Source organism: beta proteobacterium MWH-UniP1 (assembly GCA_036362785.1).
In the GTDB taxonomy this organism is placed as follows: domain Bacteria; phylum Pseudomonadota; class Gammaproteobacteria; order Burkholderiales; family Burkholderiaceae_A; genus Lacustribacter.
In genome coordinates this window covers 1,830,087-1,856,847 of the sequence record CP143625.1, presented here as the reverse complement: position 1 = coordinate 1,856,847, position 26,761 = coordinate 1,830,087, and the positions used below count along the sequence as shown (strand labels likewise).

Annotated in this window: 25 protein-coding genes; 11 read left to right on the top strand and 14 right to left on the bottom strand. The window is 56.0% G+C overall.

The annotated features are described in order from the left end of the window. Positions 1-67: 67 nt before the first annotated feature. The gene (locus AOB54_09130; protein ID WVN41624.1) at positions 68-1,807 is read left to right on the top strand and encodes a proline--tRNA ligase; all 1,740 of its coding nucleotides are present in this window, start codon (positions 68-70) and stop codon (positions 1,805-1,807) included. Positions 1,808-1,941: 134 nt separating this feature from the next. On the opposite strand, the gene AOB54_09125 is transcribed toward AOB54_09130, so the two are convergent. The 4 genes from AOB54_09125 to ffh all read right to left on the bottom strand — a co-directional run bounded on the left by AOB54_09125 (position 1,942) and on the right by ffh (position 6,247). After that, positions 1,942-2,949, bottom strand: a complete 1,008-nt coding sequence (locus AOB54_09125; GenBank protein ID WVN42821.1) for a DctP family TRAP transporter solute-binding subunit — start codon at positions 2,947-2,949, stop codon at positions 1,942-1,944. 85 nt (positions 2,950-3,034) lie between these two features. Next, complete coding sequence (locus AOB54_09120; protein WVN41623.1) at positions 3,035-4,333, bottom strand: TRAP transporter large permease; 1,299 nt, start codon at positions 4,331-4,333, stop codon at positions 3,035-3,037. Continuing rightward, entirely contained in the window at positions 4,330-4,818 is a 489-nt protein-coding gene (locus tag AOB54_09115; GenBank protein ID WVN41622.1) for a TRAP transporter small permease, read from the bottom strand. Before AOB54_09115 ends, AOB54_09120 begins: the two co-directional genes overlap by 4 nt. Before the next feature lie 25 nt (positions 4,819-4,843). Next, a complete protein-coding gene (ffh, locus tag AOB54_09110) occupies positions 4,844-6,247 on the bottom strand; it encodes a signal recognition particle protein (GenBank protein ID WVN41621.1) in 1,404 nt (467 codons plus the stop codon). Positions 6,248-6,269: 22 nt separating this feature from the next. Here ffh and ccsA point away from each other — a divergent pair, with 22 nt between their 5' ends. From ccsA to AOB54_09075, 7 genes are all read left to right on the top strand, one after another. Continuing rightward, positions 6,270-7,100 (top strand): cytochrome c biogenesis protein CcsA, encoded by an 831-nt coding sequence (gene ccsA / locus AOB54_09105; protein ID WVN41620.1) that lies wholly within the window; start codon positions 6,270-6,272, stop codon positions 7,098-7,100. Between the two features lie 9 nt (positions 7,101-7,109). Further along, positions 7,110-7,334 (top strand): PP0621 family protein, encoded by a 225-nt coding sequence (locus tag AOB54_09100; protein WVN41619.1) that lies wholly within the window; start codon positions 7,110-7,112, stop codon positions 7,332-7,334. A gap of 41 nt (positions 7,335-7,375) precedes the next feature. Beyond that, complete coding sequence (ampD, locus tag AOB54_09095; protein ID WVN41618.1) at positions 7,376-7,966, top strand: 1,6-anhydro-N-acetylmuramyl-L-alanine amidase AmpD; 591 nt, start codon at positions 7,376-7,378, stop codon at positions 7,964-7,966. A gap of 384 nt (positions 7,967-8,350) precedes the next feature. Continuing rightward, a complete protein-coding gene (locus tag AOB54_09090; GenBank protein ID WVN42820.1) occupies positions 8,351-11,230 on the top strand; it encodes a ribonucleoside-diphosphate reductase subunit alpha in 2,880 nt (959 codons plus the stop codon). 229 nt (positions 11,231-11,459) lie between these two features. Beyond that, the gene (locus AOB54_09085) at positions 11,460-12,653 is read left to right on the top strand and encodes a ribonucleotide-diphosphate reductase subunit beta (protein WVN41617.1); all 1,194 of its coding nucleotides are present in this window, start codon (positions 11,460-11,462) and stop codon (positions 12,651-12,653) included. A 128-nt stretch (positions 12,654-12,781) separates the two neighbouring features. Beyond that, positions 12,782-13,243, top strand: coding sequence for a histone H1-like repetitive region-containing protein (locus AOB54_09080; protein ID WVN41616.1), 462 nt, complete (start codon positions 12,782-12,784; stop codon positions 13,241-13,243). Positions 13,244-13,341: 98 nt separating this feature from the next. Further along, complete coding sequence (locus AOB54_09075) at positions 13,342-13,941, top strand: YggT family protein (GenBank protein WVN41615.1); 600 nt, start codon at positions 13,342-13,344, stop codon at positions 13,939-13,941. A gap of 35 nt (positions 13,942-13,976) precedes the next feature. Here the strand turns inward: AOB54_09075 and AOB54_09070 are convergent, their stop codons facing one another. The 8 genes from AOB54_09070 to AOB54_09035 all read right to left on the bottom strand — a co-directional run bounded on the left by AOB54_09070 (position 13,977) and on the right by AOB54_09035 (position 20,085). Further along, positions 13,977-14,477 carry a glycine zipper 2TM domain-containing protein gene (locus AOB54_09070; protein WVN41614.1) on the bottom strand — a complete coding sequence of 167 codons (501 nt, stop codon included), beginning with the start codon at positions 14,475-14,477 and terminating at the stop codon, positions 13,977-13,979. A gap of 30 nt (positions 14,478-14,507) precedes the next feature. After that, positions 14,508-15,479: a carbohydrate kinase family protein gene (locus tag AOB54_09065; protein WVN41613.1), complete on the bottom strand. Its 972-nt coding sequence runs from the start codon at positions 15,477-15,479 to the stop codon at positions 14,508-14,510. Positions 15,480-15,548: 69 nt separating this feature from the next. After that, on the bottom strand, positions 15,549-16,490 hold the full coding sequence (gene prmA, locus AOB54_09060; GenBank protein WVN41612.1) for a 50S ribosomal protein L11 methyltransferase: 942 nt from the start codon (positions 16,488-16,490) through the stop codon (positions 15,549-15,551). A 5-nt stretch (positions 16,491-16,495) separates the two neighbouring features. Then, the gene (gene accC / locus AOB54_09055; GenBank protein ID WVN41611.1) at positions 16,496-17,857 is read right to left on the bottom strand and encodes an acetyl-CoA carboxylase biotin carboxylase subunit; all 1,362 of its coding nucleotides are present in this window, start codon (positions 17,855-17,857) and stop codon (positions 16,496-16,498) included. Between the two features lie 12 nt (positions 17,858-17,869). Beyond that, a complete protein-coding gene (gene accB / locus AOB54_09050; protein ID WVN42819.1) occupies positions 17,870-18,352 on the bottom strand; it encodes an acetyl-CoA carboxylase biotin carboxyl carrier protein in 483 nt (160 codons plus the stop codon). A 45-nt stretch (positions 18,353-18,397) separates the two neighbouring features. Beyond that, a complete protein-coding gene (aroQ, locus tag AOB54_09045; protein WVN41610.1) occupies positions 18,398-18,847 on the bottom strand; it encodes a type II 3-dehydroquinate dehydratase in 450 nt (149 codons plus the stop codon). A gap of 34 nt (positions 18,848-18,881) precedes the next feature. After that, positions 18,882-19,409: a TlpA disulfide reductase family protein gene (locus AOB54_09040; protein WVN41609.1), complete on the bottom strand. Its 528-nt coding sequence runs from the start codon at positions 19,407-19,409 to the stop codon at positions 18,882-18,884. Next, complete coding sequence (locus tag AOB54_09035; GenBank protein WVN41608.1) at positions 19,402-20,085, bottom strand: hypothetical protein; 684 nt, start codon at positions 20,083-20,085, stop codon at positions 19,402-19,404. The genes AOB54_09040 and AOB54_09035 overlap by 8 nt, the downstream gene beginning before the upstream one ends. Here AOB54_09035 and mpl point away from each other — a divergent pair. Genes mpl through mgtE form a run of 3 tightly spaced genes read left to right on the top strand, consistent with a single transcriptional unit; the run spans position 20,080 to position 25,953 of the window. After that, the gene (mpl, locus tag AOB54_09030; protein ID WVN41607.1) at positions 20,080-21,534 is read left to right on the top strand and encodes a UDP-N-acetylmuramate:L-alanyl-gamma-D-glutamyl-meso-diaminopimelate ligase; all 1,455 of its coding nucleotides are present in this window, start codon (positions 20,080-20,082) and stop codon (positions 21,532-21,534) included. The two genes, AOB54_09035 and mpl, sit on opposite strands and share 6 nt — an antisense overlap. A 12-nt stretch (positions 21,535-21,546) precedes the next feature. Then, positions 21,547-24,423, top strand: coding sequence for a shikimate dehydrogenase (gene aroE, locus AOB54_09025; GenBank protein WVN41606.1), 2,877 nt, complete (start codon positions 21,547-21,549; stop codon positions 24,421-24,423). A 51-nt stretch (positions 24,424-24,474) separates the two neighbouring features. Beyond that, the gene (gene mgtE / locus AOB54_09020) at positions 24,475-25,953 is read left to right on the top strand and encodes a magnesium transporter (GenBank protein WVN41605.1); all 1,479 of its coding nucleotides are present in this window, start codon (positions 24,475-24,477) and stop codon (positions 25,951-25,953) included. Here the strand turns inward: mgtE and AOB54_09015 are convergent. Together AOB54_09015 and vapB are read right to left on the bottom strand one after the other, a co-directional pair. Next, positions 25,950-26,345, bottom strand: a complete 396-nt coding sequence (locus AOB54_09015) for a type II toxin-antitoxin system VapC family toxin (protein ID WVN41604.1) — start codon at positions 26,343-26,345, stop codon at positions 25,950-25,952. The two genes, mgtE and AOB54_09015, sit on opposite strands and share 4 nt — an antisense overlap. Further along, positions 26,342-26,575, bottom strand: a complete 234-nt coding sequence (gene vapB, locus AOB54_09010) for a type II toxin-antitoxin system VapB family antitoxin (GenBank protein ID WVN41603.1) — start codon at positions 26,573-26,575, stop codon at positions 26,342-26,344. Before vapB ends, AOB54_09015 begins: the two co-directional genes overlap by 4 nt. Positions 26,576-26,761 lie beyond the last annotated feature (186 nt).

Here is a 26,761-nt window from a genome sequence, read left to right as displayed (position 1 = left end):
AGTCACTCCGGCAAAAGAAACCATTTGTTGCCCGGGCGGGCTTGTCGACATTTCTAAAAGGGCCGCAATGCGCATTTCCCAGTTCCACTTTCAGACCTTGAAAGAAGACCCCTCTGACGCAGAGGTGATTAGCCACAAGTTGATGCTGCGCGCATCGATGATCCGCCGTCTTGGCGCGGGTATCTACAACTACATGCCCCTTGGCCTGCGGGTGATTCGCAAGGTGGAAAACATCATTCGCCAGGAGATGAACCGATCGGGTGCCATTGAGTTGCTGATGCCTCTGGTCCAGCCCGCCGAACTCTGGCAAGAGACGGGCCGCTGGGACAAGATGGGGCCTGAATTGCTGCGCGTGAAAGACCGCCATGGCCGTGACTTTGCGATTCAGCCGACTTCCGAAGAAGTCATTACCGATATCGCCCGCCAAGAATTGAAGAGTTGGCGTCAGCTGCCCAAGAACTTTTATCACATTCAGACCAAGTTCCGGGATGAGCGCCGCCCGCGCTTTGGCGTGATGCGGGGCCGTGAGTTCACCATGAAAGACGCCTACTCCTTTGACCGAGATGTGGCGGGCGCAGAAAAAAGCTACGACATTATGTTTGACTGCTACTGCCGTATCTTTGATCGTCTTGGCCTGCGGTATCGCGCCGTGGCGGCGGATACCGGCGCCATTGGTGGCTCGCGATCACACGAGTTTCAAGTCATTGCCGACACGGGTGAAGACGCCATTGTCTATTGCCCGAACTCAGACTTCGCCGCCAATATCGAGCTGGCCGAAGCCGTGGCATTGCTGACAACACGTGCTGCACCAGCTGAGCCCATGCAGATTGTGCCCACGCCAGGCAAATCGACTTGCGCTGATGTGGCCGCTTTGCTTAGCCTGCCGATTGAACGCACGGTGAAATCGATTGTGCTGGCCACCGACACCAAGAACGACAAAGGCGATGTGGTGGCCACCAAGGTCTGGCTGTTGCTGCTGCGTGGTGACCACGATCTCAACGAAGTCAAGGCAGGCAAGTTAGATGGCTTTGCCAGCGGTTTTCGTTTTGCCACGGTTGAAGAAATTGAATCCCACTTTGGCTGCAAGCCCGGCTACCTTGGTCCGGTGAAGACACTAAAACCGGTGACGGTGATTGCCGATCGCACGGTGGCCAATATGAGTGACTTCACAACGGGGGCCAACCAGTGGGATCACCACATTCGTGGCGTGAACTGGGGCCGGGATCTGCCCGAGCCCGATATGGTGGCGGATATTCGCAATGTCGTGGAGGGTGACCCCTCGCCTGACGGCAAAGGAACACTGGCCATTCAACGCGGCATTGAAGTGGGCCATGTGTTTTATTTGGGGACCAAGTACTCCGAGGCCATGCGGGCAACTTATTTAGATGAGACCGGCAAGCCCGCGCTCATGGAGATGGGCTGCTACGGCATTGGTGTGACACGGATCGTGGGCGCGGCCATTGAGCAAAACCACGACGACAAAGGCATTGCCTGGCCGGTTGGTATTGCGCCTTTTGAGGTGGTGATCTGCCCGGTGGGTGCGGGAAAGTCAGAGCTGGTCAAGGCCGAAAGCGAGGCGATTTATCAAGAGCTGTTGGCGGCGGGTATTGATGTGGCTCTTGATGATCGTGACGAGCGGCCGGGTGCGATGTTTGCCGATTGGGAGTTGATTGGCGTGCCAGTGCGGGTTACGGTTGGAGAGCGTTCGCTCAAAGAAGGCAAGCTGGAATTATTAAAACGCACGGGCATGGTGGCATCGGCCTGCGAGCGCAAGGATGTTGTTTCGGCGGTGCGTGCCCTGATGTAAGAACATCACCGGGGAAACCAGGGTTCTCACTCAAGCGGCACCACAAAAAACAAAACGCCCGAATGTTTCGGGCGTTTTGTTTCGGTGATTCTGACGTGACGCTAGGGCCACGTCGTTGACGGCACACGGGTTTGTTACTTCACCGCAGCCAGACTCTTTTCGGCTTTGTCGACCAGCGGGGCACCAATCTGCGACTTCCATTTGTTGTAAACGCCGCGTGTGGCTTTTACAAAAGCATCACGATCTGCAGCACTCGGGGTGGTCACTTTTACGCCCAGGCCCTCAATAGTCTTCAGAAGTGGCTTGCCGGGCTCCACCAGACCAGTGCGGGCAATCGCGATTTGCTGTTTGCCTGCGTCAATGGCGGCCTTGCGAACGATCTCGCGGTCTTCCGGTGTCCAGCTGTTCCACACCTCTTTGTTCACCACAAAAATCAGCGGGTCAATCATGTAGCCCCACATGGTCAGATGCTTCTGGGCCACGGTGTGAAGTTTTGCTGCGGTGAAAATCGTCAGCGGGTTTTCTTGACCGTCTACCGCGCCCGAAGCCAAGGCTGGCTGCGTGTCGGCCCAGCTCATCTGCACGGGGTTGGCACCAAGGGCAGTGAACATGTCAATAAAGAGCGGGGAGCCCACCACACGGATCTTCATGCCTTTTAAGTCAGCCGGTACTTTAATTTCCCGTTTGGAGTTGGAGAGCTCACGAAAACCATTTTCGCCCCATGACAGTGGCACGACACCAGACTTTTCCAGGGTGCCAAAAATATCTTTGCCGACTTCGCCGCTGGTTAGGGCATCAATCGATTTGAAGTCTTTGACCAGGAAAGGCAAGGAAAAGAGGTTGAGCTCTTTCACCTGGGGTGACCAGTTAATGGAAGACCCAATCGCCATATCAATCACGCCTTGGCGAATCGCGGTGAACTCGCGGGTCTGGTCACCGCCAACCAGTGATGTGCCGGGGTACATCTTGATGTTGATGCGGCCCTTGGTGCGCTCACGAACCAAATCGGCCCAGATATCGCCGCCCTTGCCCCAGGGGAATGCGTTGCCCAGCACCACAGACAATTTGTACTCGGCCTTGTAGCCTGCTGGGACAGCCGCTTGTTGGGCGTGGGCAGCGCCCAGCCCAAAGCCAAGCGCCATGCCGATCAGGGCGACACCACGCACCATAGATTTGGAAAGAAATGTCATGCGAACAACTCCTTTTTGATGTGGAAGGAAACCGGGTTTAGTAGCCCATTGATCTGGGCAGCCAGAGCGCCAAGTCTGGAAACACGATGACGGCGGCCACCGCAATCAATACGGCGATGACGAACCACCAAACCCACGGAAATGTTTGGTCGATGGAAACCTTGGCCATCTTGCAAGACACCATCAGATTGACGGCCATTGGCGGTGTGAACTGGCCAACCGCCACCATCATGGTCATGAGAATACCAAACCAGACCGGATCCCAGCCAAAGGCCAGAAGAAACGGCGTGAGTAGCGGCACAAAAATCAGGAAGATGGATACGCCATCTAAGAACATGCCAACGATCAAGAGCAGCAACACAATGCAGGCCAAGGCCGCCGCGCTGCCGATTCCGCTCGAGAGAATGGCCTTGGCGATTGGGTCAATGATCGACAGGGTTGAGAGTGAATACGCAAAAATGGATGCCAAGCCAATGATCATCAGAATCACGGCCGACAACTCTGCTGCTTCGCGAAAGATCAATCCAAGATCGCGCACGCCAATGGTGCGGTGAATCACCATCCCCACAAACAGTCCGTAGCCCACGGCAACGGCAGCGGCCTCTGTGGGGGTGAACCACCCCAGTCGCATGCCCCCCAGAATTAATACAGGTGCAGCCAATCCCCAAGAGGCCTCTTGTAGGCTTTTGAGTAGAGGTGGCCTTGGTTCTTTGGCCTCATGGGCACCGAATTGGTGTCGGCGCGATAACCAAAAAGCAGGGATCATCAGTGCAAGCCCCACGAGCACGCCGGGGATCATGCCTGCTGCAAAAAGTGCGGGGACCGAAGCACTCGGCACGAGAATGCTGTACACAATCAGCGCGATGGATGGCGGAATCAAAATATCGGTTGAAGCTGCTGCGCCGATTACTGAGCCAGAAAATGCGGCGGGATAGCCCGCCCGCGCCATCGCCGCGATCATGACACCGCCCACTGCCGCAGCATTGGCTGGGCCAGATCCCGAAATGCCGCCCAGGAACATGGCCACTGCAATGGCCACCACCGGCAACATGCCGGGCCCACGGCCGACCAGTGCGATCGCGAGGTTAACTAGGCGTTGCGCAACACCGGAGCGGTCAAAGATTGATCCCACCAGCACGAACATGGGCAGCGCCAGTAAGGGGTATTTGGTCAGCGAGGCATAAAAATTCTGTGGCACCGCCAACAAACCGAACGTGGCGGTGTCCACATTGGCCAGGCCGATCGCCACGGCCGCGCCAATGCCCAGGGCCACGCCGATGGGCACGCCCGCCAGCATTAGCACCACAAACAGTGTGAACAAGAGCCCGCCGATCATAGGCTGCCTTTGCTGGGATCGTGTTCGACCATGCCTTGGTCTTGATCGCGTTGGCGAAAACGCTGGATCGAGCGTGCACAAAGAATTCCGCAAAAGATGGGCAGCCAGACGGAATACCACCACTTGGGCAGGCCAATGGCAGGCGAGGTGTCATCAAACCGAAACTCATCCCAGGCCATTTGTGCCGAAAGCACGCCCAAAGCCAGAAAGAACAGGGCATTGGCAATGGCTGAGACTTTTGCGAGTCGGGAGCGACGCGTTGCGCCACCGCCATCGAAAAAATATTCCACACGAATGTGGCTGTCCCGGGCAATTGCAGAAGCACTGCCGGCCATGCACAACACCAACATTAGAAAGCTGGAGATTTCCTCGGTCCAGGCAAAGGACTGGTCGGTGAAATACCGAACAAAAACATTGACCAGGGTGATCAAAAGCAGGGCTGCAAGCAGCAGGGCCCCAAGGGTGTCTTCTGGTAGTCGTTTCACTCGAATGACAGTCTGCAGAGAAATTTCATCGTTTTCCAAACCCACCCATGCCGCCAATGCCACCCAAGCCCTTCATGGCGCCCATGGCCCGCATCATCTTGGCCATGCCACCCTTTTGCATTTTCTTCATCATGTCTTGCATCTGCTCAAACTGATTGAGCATGCGGTTGACCTCTTGCACGCTCACACCAGCGCCTGCGGCAATGCGGCGTTTGCGGCTGGCTTTGAGTAGTTCAGGATGGGCCCGCTCTTTTGGGGTCATGGAATTAATGATGCCTTCCATGCGAGGAATGGATTTTTCAGCTTGGGAGAGATCAGCACCTTTGGCCGCCTGCTGCATTTGGGCGGGAAGCTTATCAATCAGGTTCGATAAGCCGCCCATATTGCGCATCTGGCCGATCTGCATTTTGAAATCATTTAAGTCGAATTTGCCGCCCGACTTAAATTTCTCGGCCATCTTCTCGGCCGATTTCAGATCAACGGTTTTCTGGGCCTGTTCAACGATCGCCAGAATGTCACCCATGCCCAGAATACGGTTGGCCATCCGCTCGGCATCAAAGGCTTCTAGGCCATCAATTTTTTCTGATGTGCCGACGAACTTAATGGGGCAGCCGGTCACGGCACGAACGGAGAGCACCGCGCCGCCACGGGAATCGCCATCGATCTTGGTCAGCATGACGCCGGTGAGCGGAATGGTGTCTTTAAACGCCGATGCGGTCCGGACCGCGTCTTGGCCCTGCATGGCATCGACGGTAAAGAGCGTTTCAATTGGATTGAGTGCCCGATGCAGTGCGGCGATCTCTTGCATCATGGCTTCGTCAATGGCCAATCGACCAGCCGTATCGACCAAGACCACATCATGCAGATGGCGCTTGGCCCAATCCACCGCCGCCTTGGCGATATCGACTGGCTTGGCATTCTCGGGCGTGGGGAAGAAGTCCACCCCGGCCTGCTCACTGACCAGACGCAGCTGCTCAATGGCGGCGGGTCGGTAGACGTCACAAGAGACGGTGAGTACTTTTTTCTTCTGAGTTTCTTTAAGCCATTTGGCGAGCTTGCCGACGGTGGTGGTTTTACCGGCACCCTGAAGGCCGGCCATCAAGACAATCGCGGGCGGTGTGGTGGCCAGATTCAGGCCGCGGCGCAGTTGGAGCGGATCGTCTTCGCCCGCCATCAGGGCCACAAGCTCGCGGTTCACAATGCCCACCAGCGCCTGGCCCGGTGTCAGGCTGCTCTGAACTTCTTCACCAAGGGCCTTTTCCTTGACCTTGGCGATAAAGTCTTTGACCACATGGAGCGCAACGTCGGCATCCAAAAGCGCGAGCCGAACTTCACGCAGCATGTCCTGCGTGTTGGATTCGGTCAGGCGGGCCTCACCCTTGATGGTCTTGACAACCCGGGCGAGCCGTTCAGTTAGGTTTTCGAGCATGCTGCGCTACACTGCAATCAGTATGGAAACCACATTTTACGGCGCTGTGACCCTGCTTGCTGGCATCGGCTATTTTGGCCTGGCCTGGCTGCACCGCTCTAGCGGCCAGGCTGCGGTGATGCCCTTGGCGTCCCGGGCTGGCCAGATTGGCCTGCTTCTGGTGATTGGGCTGCATGGCGCATCGCTACTGCCCAACTGGTTTCATCAAAATGGCCTGAAGTTTGGCTTTGCCATCTCGATTTCCTGGACGCTCTGGCTGGCGGTGGTGCTGCTTTGGATTGAGTCTTGGTTTCAGCGACTGCCGCCGATTACACGTGGTGTATTCATCGCGGCAGCGGTGTCGGTCGTGTTGCCCATGGTCTTTCCGGGCAGGCTGCTGACTAGCTCGGTGGACGGCGTCTTTCGCATTCATTTGCTTTTGGCCATGCTGGCCTACAGCACGTTCACGATTGCCGCTGCCACGGCCCTGGTCATGTTGGCCATGGAAAAGGCGCTGCATCAGACACGCAAGTTTTCAATCGATCAGCCTGGCTGGTGGCAGGGCCTGCCACCCTTGATTGGCCTGGATCAGATGCTGGTTCGCGTGGTCTTCTTTGGCTTTGCACTGGTGACGTTCACCCTGATTTCTGGAATGGCGGTTAGCCTTGAGCGTGGCTATGGCTTGCTGCGTTGGGACCACAAGACGGTCTTTACGATCGCCTCTTGGTGTCTGTCGTTGACCCTACTGCTGGGCCATCGCTGGTGGGGCTGGCGCGGCAAGGTGGCTGCACGTTGGACACTTGCGGGATTTATTGCGCTGCTGCTGGCCTATGTGGGCTCGAGTTTCGTTTTAGAAGTCTTGCTCAAGCGATAAGGAATAGCCATGCTCGGACGCATTCTGATCATCATGGTGTTGGTGGGCCTTGGTTTATGGCTGCTGAAAAAAACCATGGGCTCACGCAGACCACCCCCGAGCGATCAGGCGGCCAATCAGGCCAAACTGATTCAATGCGCCCACTGCGGCGCAAGGCTTCCTGCAACCGATGCCGTTTGGAAAGAGGGCCAGGGCTATTGCAGCATGACCCATCGTAATCTTGGCCCCCGATAGCCCATTTTTCTAAGCGTTCGATTGCGCCACGGGTTTTGAACATGGAGCTTCGATTTGATGCCCAGGGCTGGTTGATCGATGGCGCAGAAAAAATCCCATCGCCTCATGCAGATGAGCGGCCTACCGGGCTGCCCATCGATCTTTTGGTCATTCACAACATTAGTCTGCCTGCAGGAGTCTATGGAGGCGGCCACATCGAGGCCTTGTTTCAAGGCCGGCTTGATCTACAGGCCCATCCGTCATTTTCGGATTTGGCGGGGCTTCGGGTCTCGTCACACTTTTTCATTCGACGTGATGGGGTGATCGTTCAATTTGTTGGTCTCTATGGGCGGGCTTGGCATGCTGGTCAGTCAGCATTTCAGGGGCGCACAGCCTGTAATGATTTTTCAGTGGGGATCGAGTTGGAAGGCTGTGATTCAGATGCTTTCGCCGAAGTGCAGATGACCCAGCTCGCCAAATTGTCGGCGGCGATCGCCGATCAACTTCCTAGCCTGCGATGGGTAGCCGGCCACAGCGATATCGCACCTGGTCGCAAGACAGACCCTGGACCAAACTTCTCTTGGTCTGACTTTCTTGGCCGATTGAAAAACCGAGGCTGTGTTTTGCATCGGCCATTGCCGGATTCGCTCTAAGGGTTTTTCCGCAGTTCTAACGAAGCGCTTGTTTGGGAGAGGCCCAATTTAAGCGCCTTTCTCGGACTTTTCTGTCTGCAAGCCCCGCTCTATATGGGCCTTCAATATTTTTTCCAATTGGCATAAGGCTTTGGGCTGAAGATGCGGTGTCTCTGGGGGTTTTTTCTCAAAAAAAAGCACTTGCTCCGTTTTTCTCCTGACTACTAGAATTAGGTCCCGAACGACATAAAAACTACTAGATCTAGTGTTTTTAGGCGCCCCGTCGTAGCGCCCCGATCGCAACCACCACCAAACAAATCAATAAATTGAGGGAGTTCGTCCATGATGCAATGGAGCGCAGAATCACAAACCACCAACCCCCCATCTGGCGTCATGCCAGGCAGCATGGGCGAGTCGGGTCAAACCTTGGGCGGACTGTCTGCGCAGGCCAATATCTCGGACATTAAGATCATTCGGCGAAACGGAGCCGTTGTTGGGTTTGAGCCATCCAAAATTCAGGTGGCCATGACCAAGGCCTTTTTGGCTGTTCAGGGCAACCAGGGTGCGGCTTCTGCACGTATTCGCGAGATCACGGAGTCACTCACCAATCAGGTGGTGATGGCCCTGTTGCGCCGCCTGCCGGCTGGCGGCACCCTGCATATTGAAGACATCCAAGACCAAGTCGAACTTGGCCTGATGCGTTCGGGCGAGCACGAAGTGGCCCGCGCTTATGTGCTGTATCGCGAGCGTCGCGCTCAGGAGCGTGCCGCCAAACAAAAGGCAGACCCATCTTCGGTCGAGCATGCACCCACAGCACTGCGTATGCTGGTCGACGGCCAGCCACAGCCACTCAATCAGGCTTGGCTGCGCGACATCATCACCTCGGCATGCGCCGAGCTTGGCGATGCGGTCAGCGCTGACGCCGTGATGGAAGACACCGTTAAGAATCTCTATGACGGTGTGCCGCTCGAAGAGGTCTTCAAATCCGCCATCCTGGCGGCCCGCGCACTTGTTGAAAAGGATCCCGCCTATGCAAAAGTCACCGCCCGTCTGTTGCTGCACACGATTCGCAAGGAAATCCTGCAGGCCGATGTCCCGCAGGCCGAAATGTCTAGTCGCTACAAGGAGTACTTCCCTCGATTCATCAAGAAGGGCGTCGAGATTGGCCTACTAAACGAAGAGCTCTCCCGTTTTGACCTGCAGAAAATGGCTGCAGCGATTGATGCCAAGCGCGACCTGCAGTTTGATTACTTGGGCCTGCAGACCCTGTATGACCGCTATTTCCTGATTGATCGCAACGACAATTTCAGCGGCGAGGGCCGCCGTATCGAGATGCCTCAGGCATTTTTCATGCGGGTCGCCATGGGCCTGGCCTTAAATGAGCTAAACCGTGAAGACCGAGCCATTGAGTTTTATCAGCTGCTGTCGAGCTTTGATTTCATGAGCTCAACACCAACCCTCTTTAACTCGGGCACCACCCACTCCCAGCTGTCGTCTTGCTACCTGTCAACGGTGGCCGATGATCTCGATGGCATCTACGAGGCGATCAAAGAAAATGCCCTGCTCGCCAAATATGCGGGCGGCCTGGGCAATGACTGGACGCCGGTGCGTGCACTTGGCGCCCATATCAAGGGAACCAACGGCAAGAGCCAGGGTGTGGTGCCTTTTCTGAAAGTCGTCAACGACACGGCGGTTGCCGTGAACCAGGGTGGCAAGCGCAAGGGCGCGGTCTGCACTTATCTCGAGTCCTGGCACCTGGACGTGGAAGAATTCCTGGAGCTGCGCAAGAACACCGGTGACGATCGCCGTCGCACCCACGACATGAACACCGCCAACTGGATTCCTGACCTCTTCATGAAGCGGGTCATGGAAGCCGGTGAGTGGACGCTCTTTTCGCCTTCGGATGTGCCAGACCTTCACGACAAGTTCGGCAAGGCGTTTGAAGAGGCCTATGTGGCCTATGAAGCCAAGGCTGACCGTGGTGACATCAAACACTTCAAGCGCATGCCGGCCCTGTCTTTGTGGCGCAAGATGTTGACCATGCTCTTTGAGACGGGCCACCCCTGGATCACCTTCAAAGATCCCTGCAATATTCGCAGCCCCCAGCAGCATGTTGGCGTGGTGCATTCATCCAATCTCTGCACGGAGATCACGCTCAATACCAATGACAGCGAGATTGCCGTCTGCAACCTGGGTTCGGTCAACCTGGTCCATCACTTAAAGCCTGCCGTTGGCCGGCCCGGACTTGAGCTCGATCTCGACAAGATCCATCGCACCATTAAAACGGCCATGCGGATGCTCGACAACGTGATCGACATCAACTACTACGCGGTTGCCAAGGCCCGTAACTCGAACATCCGTCACCGCCCGGTCGGCCTGGGCATCATGGGCTTCCAAGAGGCCCTGCACGCCATGCGCGTGCCCTACGCTAGCCAAGAGGCCGTGGAGTTCGCAGACCGTTCCATGGAGGCGGTCTGCTACAACGCCTATTGGGCTTCCACCGAGTTGGCAGAAGAGCGCGGCGCGTATTCCTCGTTCCGTGGCTCGCTCTGGGACCGTGGCATTTTGCCGCTCGACACCCTGAAGATGTTAGCCGACGAGCGTGGCGGCTATGTGGAAGTGGATATGTCATCGACCCTGGACTGGGAGTCGCTGCGCAGCCGAATCAAGACCCATGGGATGCGCAATTCCAACTGCGTGGCCATCGCGCCGACCGCCACCATTTCGAACATCGTTGGCATTTCGGCCTCCATCGAGCCCACCTATCAAAACCTCTACGTGAAGTCGAACCTCTCTGGGGAGTTCACGGTGGTCAACGAGTATCTGGTGCAGGACTTAAAGAAGCTCGGCCTTTGGGACGAGGTCATGGTCGCCGATCTGAAGTACTTCGATGGCAGCTTGGCCAAGATTGACCGGGTGCCGCCTGAGCTGCGCCAGCTGTATGCAACCGCCTTTGAGGTCGACACTCGCTGGATGGTGGAGTGTGCTGCCCGCCGCCAGAAATGGATCGATCAGGCCCAGTCGCTCAACATCTACATGGCGGGGGCCTCTGGCAAAAAGCTAGACGAAACCTACAAACTCGCTTGGCTGCGCGGGCTGAAAACAACTTACTACCTGCGGACCATGGGTGCAACGCATGCTGAGAAATCCACCATTACGACCGGCCAGTTAAATGCAGTGCCAGTCGCGGGCGGTGTTGTCGCTGGTGCAGTTGCCGATTCGGCTGCCGGCAGCGATGTGAAGTTTTGCTCCATCGACAATCCAGAGTGCGAGGCTTGTCAGTGATGGAGTGATGTTTTGGAGTGGCAAGAATGCGACACGAATGTGCTCGCATTCTTGAATTTAAAAAAAAATTAAAAAAATGATTGCAACGTGAAAAATGTTCTTGCATTATTCGCGCTGTGTACAACAACCGAATCTCACGTTGCTTTCATTTGTCGATACAACCGTTTTCTAATCTGTGATCGTCAGACCTCTCTGGCAAAGAGGGGGAAAAAGTAAAGTGAGAGTCGAAATGCTGAACTGGGAAGATAGCTCCACCGCCATCGCACAAACGCCAAACCTGGCGACAGGTGCTTTGAATGCCACACCGGCCTTGCAGCCGGTCGCTGCGTCCTTCACGCCGCAGGCCCAAGCGCCTGCTGGTGTCGGCACCGCATCCGCTGTGCCTTCACAGGACTCTGCGCAAGCCCGCCGCGTCCGTGTTGAAGACAAGCGCATTATTAATGCTGCAACCGACGTCAATCAGTTGGTGCCGTTTAAATACAAGTGGGCCTGGGAAAAGTACCTGGCCGGCTGCGCCAACCATTGGATGCCCCAAGAAATCAATATGTCGCGCGACATCGCGACATGGAAAGACCCCAACGGACTGACCGAAGACGAGCGCCGCCTGATTAAGCGCAACCTGGGCTTTTTTGTGACCGCGGATTCATTAGCGGCCAATAACATCGTGTTGGGCACCTACCGCCATATCACCGCGCCCGAGTGCCGCCAGTATTTGCTGCGTCAGGCCTTTGAAGAGGCCATCCACACTCATGCCTACCAGTACATCGTGGAATCCCTGGGCCTGGACGAAGGTGAAATCTTCAACGCCTATCACGAGGTCGCCTCGATTCGGGACAAAGACGAGTTTCTGATCCCCTTTATCGATACGCTGACCGACCCGGAATTCAAGACTGGCACACCGGAAGCCGACCAAAAGCTGCTCAAGTCTCTGATCGTATTTGCCTGCCTGATGGAAGGTCTGTTCTTCTATGTGGGTTTTGTTCAGATTCTGGCCTTGGGTCGCCAGAACAAAATGACGGGTGCTGCCGAGCAGTATCAATACATTCTTCGCGACGAATCGATGCACTGCAACTTCGGCATCGACCTGATCAACACCATCAAGCTGGAAAACCCCCACCTCTGGACGCCCGAGTTCCGGGAAGAGTTGCGGGGCCTGTTCCAAAAGGCAGTAGAGCTCGAATATCGCTACGCTGAAGACACCATGCCACGCGGTGTGCTGGGCTTGAATGCGTCGATGTTCAAGTCCTATCTGCGTTACATCGCAAACCGTCGTTGCCAGCAAATTGGCCTGGAGCCAATTTTCGGCAACGAGGAAAACCCGTTCCCCTGGATGGCCGAGATGGTCGACCTGAAAAAGGAACGGAATTTCTTTGAAACCCGTGTGATCGAGTATCAGACGGGCGGCGCACTGTCCTGGGAGTGACAAAAGGGTGACTCCAGGTCTGCGCCACACAGAATTCATTAGCGTTGGGGGCTTGTTCTCTTGCGCAAATGAATGGTTCGGACCGTCCGGTGCGAATCCCCTTTTGTTCTAGCTTGAAGGAGTACTCCATGGCTGAAGAAGCAAAGAAGAAAGCAAAGAAGCGTCCCGCAGCAAAGAAAAAAACTGCGGCCAAGAAACCTGCTGCTAAAAAGCGCGCAGCTGCTAAGAAGCCTGCCGCTAAAAAGCGCGTAGCTGCTAAGAAGCCTGCTGCTAAGAAAGCTGGCGCTAAGCGTAAGGCTGCTAAGAAGCCCGCCGCTAAAAAGCGCGCAGCTGCTAAGAAGCCTGCCGCTAAGCGTAAAGCCGCTAAGAAGCCTGCCGCTAAGAAAGCTGGCGCTAAGCGTAAAGCCGCTAAGAAGCCTGCTGCCAAGAAAGCTGGCGCTAAGCGTAAAGCTGCTAAGAAGCCCGCTGCTAAGAAAGCCGGCGTTAAGCGTAAAGCTGGCAAGAAGCGCGCTAAGAAAGCCGCTGCTGCGCCTGCCGCTGCTGCAACGCTGTCGAGCACCTGGCCGTTCCCAACGGGCAGCCGTCCGTAAGCAGTCTTTCGATCAGAATTTTCTGATTCGAAACCTTAAAAGTCCCGCCCTGGCGGGACTTTTTTTATGCTCCTCCGTCTGCCCGTATCATTGCCACTATGAATATTCTCTGGTTAGCCATCAAGACAGTGGGAAGCCTATTTGTGGTGGCCTGCCTGCTGCGCGCCTATCTTCAGGTGGTGCGCCTGCATGCGCAAAACCCCATTAGTCGACTAACTTTTCAGATGACGGATTGGATCGTGCTGCCGTTGCGGCGCTTACTGCCTGGGTTTGGCGGGTTTGACTGGGCAAGCGCCTTGGCTGGGCTGTTGATTGCCCTGGTGTTGGTGGTGATTTTTTATTTTCTGATGGGGGTGGGGCTCTTCGCCGACAGCCCCTCTCTACAAAAACCAGTGCGTCCTTTTGGTTGGTTGGTGGCCTTGGCCGCCCTGTGGATGCTGTCTTGGTCGCTCCAGCTGGCGGTAGTGTTGCTGATCGTGAGTGTCGCGCTGTCGTGGTTAAACCCGCTGCATCCATTAAAGCCTGTGTTTGACCTGTTGGTGGCCCCGATGCTGCTGCCTTTTCAAAAACTTATGGGCCGGGGGCCAGGCCGTCAGGCAGGCCTAGATCTGTCGCCGATTGGCGCTTTTTTGATGCTGCAAATTGCAAGTGCCGTCATCGCCGAAATGGAATCCGGCGTGATGCGGCACTTGTTTTAGTGGTTTGATCGCCGCCTTGTTCTGGCGGCGCGGACTTATTTGCTGATTCGCAGTACGCCACCGCCGCTGATCACGCGCACCCGATCACCGGCTTTCACGTCCACATCCGCTTCTTGAACAATCACACGGGTCTCGCCCGAGTCATATTTCACGATCACCTCTAAGCCTTCGCGCTGATTGGACTGGTTCTCAATGGCCTGGCCTGCCACCATGCCGCCGATGGCACCCAAGACAGTGGCGATATCTTGCCCACGACCGCCACCGGCTGAACTGCCGGCCAGGCCACCCACCACGGCACCACCAATCACACCGATGCCTTTGCTGTCTCGTTGAATCATGACTTTGCGAACGGACTCCACCGTGGCCATACGCACGGTCTGTTCCCGCTGTGTCTCATCAGCACGATAGACGGCAGAAGAACTGCTTTGGGTGGCACAGCCCGAGACCAGAACAGCAAGCCCGAGTGCTGCGGTAACGCCGACCATGGCACGCAACGATGGCTGTTTCTTGGATGGGATGGATACAGATGGGGTCATGATGATCTCCACAAGTAGTCGATAACTGGGTTATTCCAGATGTGACCCAAGTCGGCTTGCCGAATCGGGGTAAAGCGCTTTCAGATGCTGTGCAACGATACGCGGGTCCACCGGATGGTTCTGGCCGCCACGATGCACCACTTTCATAGCACCCATGATATTGCCCAAGCGTGCACTGTCGATCAATGAGGCGCCCTTTGCCAGGCCGAAAAGAAGGCCGCCACGGAAGGCATCGCCGCAGCCCGTTGGATCCACCGCCTTGTGACCAAAAACATTTGCTGCATCTAGGCCTTCGACACGCGTCATGCCGGATTGTTCAATCAGGTCCACCCCTTCTGCACCCCGGGTCACGATTAGCCCGCCTGGCACCCGTTTGGCCAACGCAGAAAGCGATGTACCAAGTTTTTCGGCCAGCATGTGGCCCTCATAGTCGTTCACTGCGACCCAGTGGGCCTGCTCAACGAACCCATCGAGTTCGTCAGCGTTGAACATGGGCATGGCCTGGCCCGGATCAAAGACAAATGGAATCTTGCGGCCGGCGAATTCGCGGGCATGGCGCAGCATGGCATCTTTGCCATTGGGAGAGACGATGCCAAGGCGAATCTCTTCGGTTGGTAGACCGACTTCCCCCGCACGGCTCATGGCGCCAGGGTGGAAGGCCGTGATTTGGTTGTCATCCATGTCGGTGGTGATAAAGGCCTGGGCACTAAAACAATCATCGGCGGATAAGACCTGGCTGGTGTGAATACCAAGCTGCTGTAAGCGTTGCAGATAATCCGCACCGTCTTTACCGATCGCGCCAAGCAGGCCGCAAGGCTGGCCCAGCCCACGCAGGGTGTAGGCAATATTTGCTGCACAACCACCAAACTCTTGTCGCATTTGCGGGGCGAGAAAGGCCACGTTCAGCATGTGTACCTGGTCGGGCAAGATATGTTCACGAAAGCGGCCTTCGAACACCATGATGGTGTCAAAGGCAATCGAACCACTGATTTGAACCGACATAAAGACTCTCTTTGCAATAAACGGTTGGAAATAAACAGGCCACGCACCCGGTATTCGAGCGAACGAATCCTATTGTGGCATCTGGCCGAGTGTGCCAATACAGACCCACCCGTCTCGCTCCTGCAGTACTTCAAGCGTCCCCAAATGCTGTGACAGCGGCTGATAGCAGGCCAAAATCTCGTCGGCCTGGCGGGCCAGGATCCCAGATAACAGCAGGGCCCCGCCCGGGCGGGTGAATCGTGTGAGTGCTGGTGCCAACACCTTTAAAGGTTGGGCCAGAATATTGGCCAGCACGATGTCAAAGCTGCCTTGCAGGTTTTGTTCGGCATCAAAGGCCATGATGTTGGCGTGATTGGCAGCAGCGTTGTCTTTTGCGGTTTGGACAGCGATGGGATCGATATCTACGGCAATCACCTCTTGCGCGCCAAGCTTGGCGGCAGCAATGGCCAAAATGCCAGAACCGCAGCCCATATCCAAGACGCGCAGCGTGCCGTGCTTGGCAGGTTTGGGCCCCTTGTCCATCACGCGAATCAGCGACTCGAGACAGAGTTGTGTCGTGGCGTGACTTCCCGTGCCGAACGCCATGCCAGGGTCGAGACGAATTACGATCCCTTGCTTTTTGAATTCAGGCGGTGGTTCGGTCCAGTTTGGACCAACCCATAGTGTTTGACCGATGACCAGCGGTGTGAACTGCCGTTGGGTCTCACGGACCCAGTCTTGGTCGGCAATCTCACGGATCTCCATGGCCGCGGATTCAAATCGTGAATCCTGGGCACAGAAGTCTTTCCAAAACGACACCGGGTCGGTGTCTTGGTCCAGCAGTGCGACAAACTTCGAAGAGGGCCAGGCCTGGACATCCAGTGGCATGCCGGGCTCCCCAAAAATCGGCTGCTCGGTGGGCCGATCGGCCTGCGCATCCTCCACGGTGACCGAGAGTGCGCCAAGCGCCATCAGAAGATCTGAAATCTCATCGGTATCGTCGAGCTCGGTCTCGAAAACCAGTTCACGCATGGGGCTTATCGATCGCGTTCTCGTGCGGCCAGCATGTGCTCCAAGTAGTGAATCGATGTTCCGCCGTCAATGAAGTGGGTATCCCGCATGAGTTCACGGTGAAGTGGCACATTGGTTTGTATGCCCTCGACCACCGTTTCGGATAGGGCGATCTGCATCCGTGCAATGGCCTGCTCGCGCGTGTCGCCATAGACGATGAGCTTGGCAATCATGGAGTCATAGTGGGGTGGCACAACATAGCCACTGTAGGCGTGGCTATCCACACGAACCCCTGGCCCGCCCGGGGCATGCCAGGTGGTGATTTTCCCCGGCGAGGGCGTGAACTTATAGGGGTCTTCCGCATTGATTCGGCACTCGATGGCGTGGCCCTTGAAGTGGACATCTTTTTGTTTGAAGCGAAGCTTCTGGCCGCTGGCCACGCGAATCTGCTCTTGAACAATATCAATGCCGGTGATGAGTTCAGTCACAGGGTGTTCCACCTGGACCCGCGTGTTCATCTCAATAAAGTAGAACTCATTGTTTTCAAACAGAAACTCAATCGTGCCAGCACCGCGATAGCCGATGCGCCGGCAGGCATCCGCACAGCGCTCACCGGTTTTGTCGCGAAGCCGGGCGAGCAATTTGGGTGCGGGGGCCTCTTCTAACACTTTCTGGTGGCGACGCTGCATGGAGCAGTCCCGCTCGCCCAGATGGACGACATTGCCGTGGTGGTCGGCCAGAATCTGAATCTCGATATGCCGAGGGTTCTCCAGGAATTTCTCCATGTAGACCTCGGGATTGTTAAAGGCTGCGGCCGCCTCAGACTTCGTCGTTGCAACGGCATTAAGCAAGGCTGCCTCGGTGTGGACGACACGCATGCCGCGTCCACCGCCACCGCCGGCCGCTTTGATGATGACGGGATAGCCAACACTGCGGGCGGTGCGGATAATTTCCTTTGGGTCATCGGGCAGGGCACCGTCTGAGCCGGGCACACAGGGCACGCCCGCAGCGATCATGGCCCGCTTTGCGGCGACCTTATCGCCCATCATGCGAATCACATCAGCGGTTGGGCCAATGAATTTAAAGCCACTGCGTTCGACACGCTCTGCGAAATCGGCGTTTTCTGACAAAAAACCATAGCCAGGGTGAATGGCCTCGGCGTCTGTGACTTCAGCTGCTGCAATGATCGCCGGCACATTGAGATAGCTCTGGCGTGATGGTGCCGGTCCAATACAGACGGACTCATCGGCCAGCTTCACATATTTGGCGTCGGTGTCGGCCTCGGAGTGGACAACCACTGTTTTGATGCCAAGCTCGCGGCAGGCCCGCTGAATTCGCAGTGCGATCTCGCCGCGGTTGGCAATTAAGACTTTTTCAAAAAGAGCCATGAATGCGTCCTGTTAGCCGATCACAAACAATGGCTGGCCGAATTCCACGGGTTGGCCGTTTTCCACCAGGATTTCTTTCACCACGCCGGACATATCGGCGGGAATCTCGTTCATCAGTTTCATGGCTTCAATCACGCAGACTGTCTGGCCTTCGCTGACACTGGCGCCGACCGACACGAAAGGCTCTGCGCCTGGTGCCGAGGCACGATAAAAGGTGCCGACCATGGGGGATTTGATGACCTTGCCCTCAGGCGCTGCGGGGGCGGCTGCGGCAGTAGCGGCACCAGCCGACTCTGTCGCAGAAGCGGGGGCGGCCTGTGCTGGAGCACTCACCACGCCAGTCGGCGCGGCGTAGACATGACTGATATGGGAAGTCTGTGGGCCACCGGCCGATTTAACGATACGGACTTTGTCTTCGCCTTCGGTGATTTCAAGTTCCGAGATGCCAGATTCGGCAACCAGATCGATCAAGGTCTTGAGTTTTCTTAGGTCCATGGTGGATCGTTCCTTTGCGACTTGTTTCTTTGATTGGTTCATTGTTTATTGGTGAACTTTCTGGGCAGCAAACCGCAAAGCGGCCTGATAGCCCGCTGGCCCAAGGCCGCAGATCACGGCTTCGGCCAGGTCGGAAAAATAGGAGTGGTGGCGAAATGCCTCGCGACGGTGGACATTGGAGAGGTGGATTTCGACAAAAGGAATGGCGACAGCGGCCATCGCATCCCGAATTGCGACGCTGGTGTGCGTAAAAGCGGCGGGGTTAATCAGGATAAAGCTCACGCCTTTGGCGGGTGCCTGGTGCAGGCGATCAATGATCTCGCCCTCGTGGTTGCTTTGGAAGCACTCGACATTTAGCCCCAAGGATTTGCCCTCTTCAACCAGGGTTTGGTTAATTTGGTCGAGCGTGGTGGTCCCATAAATTTGGGGCTCGCGAAGGCCAAGTCGATTCAAGTTCGGGCCATGTAGGACCCAGATCAACGAAGATGACGACATCGGCAACCCTCCCAAGGATTCGATGCCGTGGATTTTAGCGCGTTTCAGAAATCCATGATTTGAGCTCTTCTTCGCGTATCCTGCCGGCTTTTTGCTTGATTATTCGGTTTTTCTCGTCGATTAGTACCGTATAAGGCAGGGCATCAACGGCATTCCCCATCTTTTTGGCCAACTCGGTTCCCGCGCCACCGGTAATCAGCAGGGGGTAGCTAAACGTCTTGTTCTGCAGGAATTCCCGGACATTGGATGGTGAATCAACGGCTAATCCCACTACTTTGATACCTTTTGACGACATTTCGCTGTGAAATCGTGAAAGTTCTGGCATCTCTTCGATACAAGGGGGGCACCAGGTGGCCCAGAAATTCACCAGGGTGAGCTTTTCCCCGCGGGTCGAACGTAGCGGGGTGGTCTGGCCTTTTGGGTCGGGGAAGCTCAACTCAAAAACCCAGTCGGCCGGGGTGGATACCGTGTTTGGCTTGATCCGCCACAGGCCAATGGCGACTCCGGCAATCAGGGTGATGAGGCCAACGGCCACGAGAAGAGATCGGCGATTTTTATTCATGATGATTTTCTGGGTCAGTGGAAGCGGTGGTCTGTGCCAAAAGAGACTTCAGGCCAGCCAAGTCCAGTCGTTGGACACGGCCGCGGCCATCCGGTTTCAGGGCACCCCGCTGGTCGGTCTCAGGGTAGACGGCAATCGTGGCCAATTCACCCTGCCATTGCATGGCCAAGGCTTCCACGTCTGGCTGGCCAGGCCGAAAGTGGGGCAGGGTACCAGCCTCAGCTGAGATTCCTTGATGGATCAAAAAAAGCCCAAGGGCCTTGGCGTTATCGGCGAAACATTGGATGTGGATGTCGCTGTGTTCGCCCGCTGTCCCATTGGCAATGGCTCCCGTGATCGTTGGCGCGAAGTCCCGAAGCAGTTCCATGAGTGCCAGGGCCTTTCGACGCAGGCTAACCAATCGGGCGGGCTGCGTGTCTGATTGGAAAATCTGCTGATACTCGCGTACCGCATCTTCAACCTCTTCATTTGAGGGCAACACTTCGCGGGCAATACGACTGCCCTTTGCGCCAGTGAGTCGCTCATAGGCTTTGCGCTTGGCACTCTCGTAATCAAAGCCGTCCTCTGCGATCAGGCTGGCCGCTGCGGCGGCGATCTCTGCCCGCAGGCCTGTGGCGGTTGGGTCGATAAATTCCATGGGCTGCATTATGCCCATCGCTACAATGGGCGCATGCATCTTCACATTATTGGTATTTGCGGCACCTTCATGGGCGGTGTGGCGCAATTGGCCCGCGCCTGCGGTTACAAAGTCACGGGCTGCGATGCCAATGTCTACCCGCCAATGAGCACCCAGCTCGAGCAGGCGGGCATCACCCTGATGGAGGGCTTTTCTGAAGATCAATTGGCGCTTAAGCCCGATGTCTGGGTGGTGGGTAATGTGGCCCGTCGGGGCATGCCTTTGATTGAAGCGCTGTTGAATCAGGGGGCGCGGCTACAGTCCGGGCCCCAGTGGCTGGCTGAAAATATTTTGAGTACCCATCGTATCCTTGCGGTGTCAGGCACCCATGGCAAGACCACCACAAGTTCGATTCTGGCTTGGCTGTTGGAAGACGCTGGCCTTTCGCCATCTTTTTTGATTGGCGGCGTTCCGGAAAATTTCGGCGTCTCTGCGCGATTGTCGGCAGCCAGTAATACCCGGCCGCCATTTGTGATCGAGGCCGACGAATACGACACCGCCTTTTTCGACAAACGATCAAAGTTTTTACATTACCGCGCAGAGATCGCGATTCTGAACAATCTTGAATTCGATCACGCCGATATTTTTCCAGATCTTGCGGCCATTGAGACTCAGTTCCACCATTGGGTACGGACTCTGCCTTCGCAAGGCAGGCTGATTGTGAACCATCAAGAGTCCGCCCTTGCCCGTGTGATCGCCAAGGGCGCATGGACACCGGTCAACGCATTCAACGACCCGGCAGGCTGGTGCATTCATGAGTTCCAGCCCGACAACAAGACAGCTCCCAATTCAGCAAGATCGATTGATGGCATGGACCGATTCGATGTTTGGTTCGAAGGGCAGATCGTGGGCCATGTGGAAAGCCCCCTGACTGGTGCGCACAATCGCAGTAATGTCTTGGCAGCGATTGCTGCGGCGGTTGCTTATGGTGTGCCGGCAGCCACGGCTTGTGCCTCGGTAGCGCGCTTTGAAGGTGTCAAGCGCCGCATGCAAGTGCGCGGCGATGTCAACGGCATTGCCGTACTTGATGATTTTGCCCACCATCCAACGGCCATCGCGACGACAGTAGCGGGATTAAAAGACCAGATGCGCCGTGCCGGAGAGTCTGGCCGCATCCTTGCGGTGATCGAGCCGCGATCCAACACCATGAAGCTTGGGGTCATGGCGGCCAAGCTTGCCGACAGCCTGACGGATGCTGAACTGACTTTTGCCTATTCAGGGGGTATCGATTGGGACCTGACTTCGGCTTTATCGCCGCTTGGGTTGCGCGCTCAGGTTCACCCAGACATGGACCATTTGGTGGCTGCAATTGCCTTAGCGGCAAAACCCGGTGATCGCATCTTGGTCATGAGCAATGGCGGTTTTGGCGGAATTCACGAAAAAATTCTTTCGGCCCTGCGGTCGGGTGCGGCCGGGTGTCAGACACCGCGCTCGGGTGTTGGCCACTAAAGCGATCAGACCATGTTTGTATTATTTGAAGAAGATGGCAGCTTTAAAGTTGCCACTCTTTTTTCCGAGGCCGATGCCACCATTCAGGTCGAGACCCCCACAGGCAAGCGCAGCAAAATCAAACGCAATACGGTGTTGTTGATGTTCACCACGCCGGCGCGGGATGCCTTGCTGCCGCAGGCTCAGGAAATTGCTGCGCAATTAGAGCCGCAGTTTCTTTGGGAGTGCGCCCCAGCTGAAGAATTCGCCTTTCAAGACTTTGCTAAAGAAGTCTTTTCTGAAACACCGAGCACGGCCGAGTCGGCCGGGCTGCTGCTGGCCCTGCACCAGGCCCCGATGTATTTTTATCGCAAGGGCCGTGGCCAATATCGGCGCGCACCAATCGAGTCGTTGCAGGCCGCACTCGCCGGGGCAGAGCGCAAGCGATTGGCGGCCGAGGCTCAGCAAGCGCTCCAAGAGTCGATCGTGGCGGGCGGTATGCCAGCCGAGATACAGGCGCAGGCGTTGTCGTTATTAATTCGGCCCGACAAGCAATCGATCACCTACAAGGCGCTTGAGGCGGCGGCCAATGCATTGCAGACCAACCCGGCCCGACTACTGCTGGACCGTGGCGCACTGCATTCGGTCTACAGCCTGCATCGGGCCCGGTTTATGCACCAATGTTTTCCGGCAGGCACTGGGTGTTCGATTACGGATTCTGAACTGCAGGCCACAGCAGAGCTGGCTGCCAAGCAGTCTTTACCGCAGGCCACCAGGCCAGCTTATTCCATTGACGACAGCACCACCACGGAAATAGATGACGCCTTTTCTTTAGAGGAAATCGAAGGCGGTGGTTGGCGGGTTGGTATTCATATTGCAGCACCGGGCATTGGCATTACGCCAGAGAGTGCTCTGGGAAAGTTTGCCCGTGAGCGTGCTTCGACCGTGTATTTTCCGGGCGACAAGATCACCATGCTGCCCGAACCCATTGTGGCCGCATTTTCTCTTGACGAGGGCCGTGAACAGCCGGCGTTATCGCTTTATGTGGAGTTCGATGCGACGGGAGAAAAGCGATCTAGTTATTCCAAAGTAGAGCGGGTGCGAATCGAGAAAAACATTCGCCTTGGGGACTGGGAGTCAGTACTTGATTCCGCCTTTGATGAGATTGATCCACAAGCGTTGCCCTGGGCCGGGTTAAAACCCATGCTCATGATTGCCCGTGGCCTGCGTGCAAAACGCGAGCAAGTCCGGGGCAAACCTGAAATCACAGGCCGGGTGGACTTTAATTTTTACGTCGATTGGAATACCAACAACCCTGAGGCAAGCCTTCATGGCGACGGTGTGCCAAGAATTGTGGAGCGGCGCCGTGGTTCGCCCGTTGATGTCTTGGTCTCTGAATTCATGATTTTGGCCAATACGACCTGGGGCGATGTCTTGGCGCTTGCACGATTACCGGGAATCTACCGTGTGCAGACCATGGGCCGTGTGCGCATGCAGACCCAACCCGGCCCACATCAGGGCCTTGGGGTCGACAACTACATCTGGGCAACATCGCCACTGCGGCGTTATAGCGACCTGATCAATCAGTGGCAGATTCTTGCTGTACTGGGCCAGCGGCCGCCGGTCTTTAAAGGCAATGAGGCCGATTTATTTTCGACCGTGACCCAGTTCGACACGGTTTACAACCAATATGGCGATTTTCAGGATTTGATTGAGCGCTATTGGGCCCAGCGTTGGATTGGTCGGCAGCATGGGTTGATTGAACAAGAGTCTTGGTCTGCCATTGCCCAGGCCAAGTCGGTGCGTGAGCGGGCGGTTGCGCTGCGTGAGGGTGCATTCCGGCTGCGCCGAGCCCCCATTGTGTTTCGCTGCCCTGATGCCCCCGTCTTGAGTCCCGGCGTGGAAGTAGAAGTGGAGCTCTTGGCAGCCGATGCATTGGAGCTTGCTCTGCAGGCAAAATTTGTAGCCGTCACATCCCAAGGTGTTGCCACGGAGGAAGAACCGATGAGTTTAAGTGAACACTATGCTGTTCTTGGGCATCCCATCTCACACAGCAAATCACCATGGATTCACCGTCAATTTGCAGACCAGACCCAACAGGCCATGGATTATCAGGCGATTGAAGTCGTGCCTGAGCAGCTGGCCAGCGAGCTAGAGCGGTTGATTCAAGCAGGTTATGGTGGCGTTAACCTGACGGTGCCGCTCAAAGAACAGGCCTTTGCGCTGGCCCAGAGTCAGGATTGGGAAGTGTCGGATCGGGCCATGGCCGCCAATGCGATCAATACACTGTGCTTCGGCGCCAATGGTTTTGTCTCGGCAGACAACACCGACGGCATAGGATTGGTCAGAGATCTTGAACGTTTACTGGGGGCAACAGGCGCGTTGGATGATCAGCGGGTCTTGCTGATCGGTGCCGGTGGTGCGGCCCAAGGGGTCATTGGGCCGCTGCGGGCTGCTGGTGTGCGCCACATTCGAATTGCCAATCGCAACCTTGAGAAAGCCCAAGCAGTGGTTAGCCGTTGGGCGGCAATTGATGCCACTTCTTCCGAGTGGCTGTCGGCCATGCCGCTAGAGTTACTCGCCGAGGCGGAACAGCTCTCCGCTGAAGATCCAGATAAACGGCAGTTAGATGAGATCGTGATCAATGCGACATCGGCCAGCCTTGCGGGTGCCACGATTGCGATCCATCCGTCTCGATTTGCCAATGCCCGCCTGGTCGTGGACATGATGTATGGGGCATCAATGACCTCTTTTCTGCAACAAGCCCAGGCGGCCGGTGCGGCTATGGTGGCCGATGGCCTGGGCATGCTGGTGGAGCAGGCCGCCGAGGCGTTTAGTCTTTGGCGGGGTGTCCGGCCAGAAACTGCTTCGGTCCTGAGCCAATTGCGTTTACAGTTAGCGGCAACTTAATTTTCTGGCCACGAAAAGCGGCGATCAAAGCAATCTTGACCTGTTGATTTAATGACCGAACAGAACCTGACTCCAACGCCGATACGCGACCCCGAGGCCGCGCAGCTTGCACTCGTCGAAGTGCAGGAGTTATTGGCGCGCCAGAAGGTCGAGAGTCAGATCGTGCATCGTGAGCAGCATGCGGTAGGTTCCGATCGTCAGGCCTTGGTCGAGCAGCTGGTGGCCAAGCAGCAGCACGCGGCTCTGCAGGGCCGACTCGATCAATTGCACCCGGCCGATATTGCTTACATCTTAGAAGCACTACCACGCGAAGAGCGTCTCGCGATTTGGGATCTGGTCCGCGCCGACCGCGAGGGTGAAATTCTGGTGGAGGTCTCCGACGCTGTCCGAGAAACGCTGATTGCGTCGATGGATGTGGAAGAGCTGGTCGCAGCGGTTGAGACGCTCGACACAGATGATCTTGCGGCCCTTGCGCCTGACCTGCCTGAAGAGGTGGTGGAAGAGGTCAGTGAGGGGTTGTCCATCGAAGAGCGCGAGCAGCTTCGCGCGGCCATGTCATATCCCGAGGGTAGTGTGGGCGCCCGTATGGATTTCGAGATGGTTACCATTCGTGATGATGTGACGCTTGAAGTCGTGTTGCGCTATCTGCGGCGTTTCGATGAACTGCCTGACCATACCGATCAGGTCTTTGTAGTAGACCGCGATGAGAAGTTGTTGGGCTCACTGCCGATTTCGAAATTACTGGTGCACGAGCCAGAGACGATGGTCAGCGATGTCATGGTTCGGGAGTTCATGACCCTGCATCCCCATGACGATGTGGGCGAAGCAGCCCAGGCTTTTGAGCGATATGACTTGGTGTCCGCCCCCGTGCTCGATCACCACGGGGGACTGTTGGGCCGACTCACGGTGAATGAAGTGGTGGACGTGATTCGTGAAGAGGGCGAGTCCGATGTCTTTGCCCAGGCCGGTCTGCGCGATGAAGAGGATTTGTTTTCATCGGTATGGGAGTCAGCAAAGAACCGCTGGCTCTGGCTGGCTTTAAATCTTTGTACGGCATTTTTTGCTTCCCGCGTGATTGGGGCCTTTGAGGGCACGATTGAACGGGTGGTGGCATTGGCAGCTTTGATGCCGATTGTGGCAGGGATTGCCGGCAATTCGGGTAATCAGACCATGACGTTGTTTATTCGCTCCATTGCGCTTGGTCAGGTCAATGCCAAGAATGCGCCCCGTGTGTTTGCCAAAGAGTTTGGCATTGCCGGCTTAAATGGGCTGGTCTGGGGCTCGATTGCCGGGCTCTTTGCCTGGTGGCTTTACAGCGACTCAGATCAAGGGCTCATGCTGGGGCTCACCATGATGCTGGCGATCTTGCTGAATCTGCTCATTGGCGCGCTCATTGGCATTTTGGTGCCGCTCACACTCGAGCGGCTTGGCCGAGACCCGGCCATTGGCTCGTCGGTGCTGCTGACCTTTAGCACCGACTCCATGGGCTTTTTCATTTTCCTGGGTCTGGCGACTTTGTTTTTTGCCTAGCGAAGCCAGTTCTCTAACTTGAGGTTCGGAATTCTTCGAAACTCGCGTTCATTGTTCGTGACGAGTGTTGCATTTAGAGAAATCGCCTGGCTTGCGATCAACTGATCCATGGGGCCGATGGGCAGCCCTTTCTTTTGCAGGGCATGACGGATTCTTCCGTAGACCCAAGCGGCATTACTATTGAAATCCACCACCTGGAGGGGAGCAATAAACTTTTCAAGCGCAATTTGATTCTTTTTGGAAAGGGATTTTTCGACGCCAAACGCCAATTCAGCCACAGTGATACTCGACAATGCGATTTCCTCAATAGTGTGTTGACGGAGGCGGTCGAACACTTCTTTTGGTTTCTCGTTAATGATGTAGATACAGATATTGGTGTCCAGGATTTTCATTTACGCAGCTCTGGTCGTGACTGATTTCCGGCCTGTTCCCGTTCCACTTTGAACCCCCGCTCGAATTCAGAAACAGCCGCTTCCACGATCGACCAAGCGTCTTCCTTGGGGATTAATAAAACTCCCTGATCTGTTTTTTTGATGTAAACCTCTTTGCCTGCAAAGCGATAGGCTTTTGGCAGTCTTACTGCCTGACTGCGTCCGGTTTGGAAAATTTTTGCGCTATCCATGAGGGCTTGGCTCTTTTGGTATGTCTCAATGATAGATATCATAAGGGGGCTTATCCTTTCTGACAAGAGAAAAAGCCCTAGTTTTGCCTTTGCGCCGGCCCTGTTTCAATCAGTCACTCGGGCTAAGTCATTTGTTGAGCCTCTCCTGTCGTATCGTTCCAGTTAATCGCGTGTTTTAGGACCAAT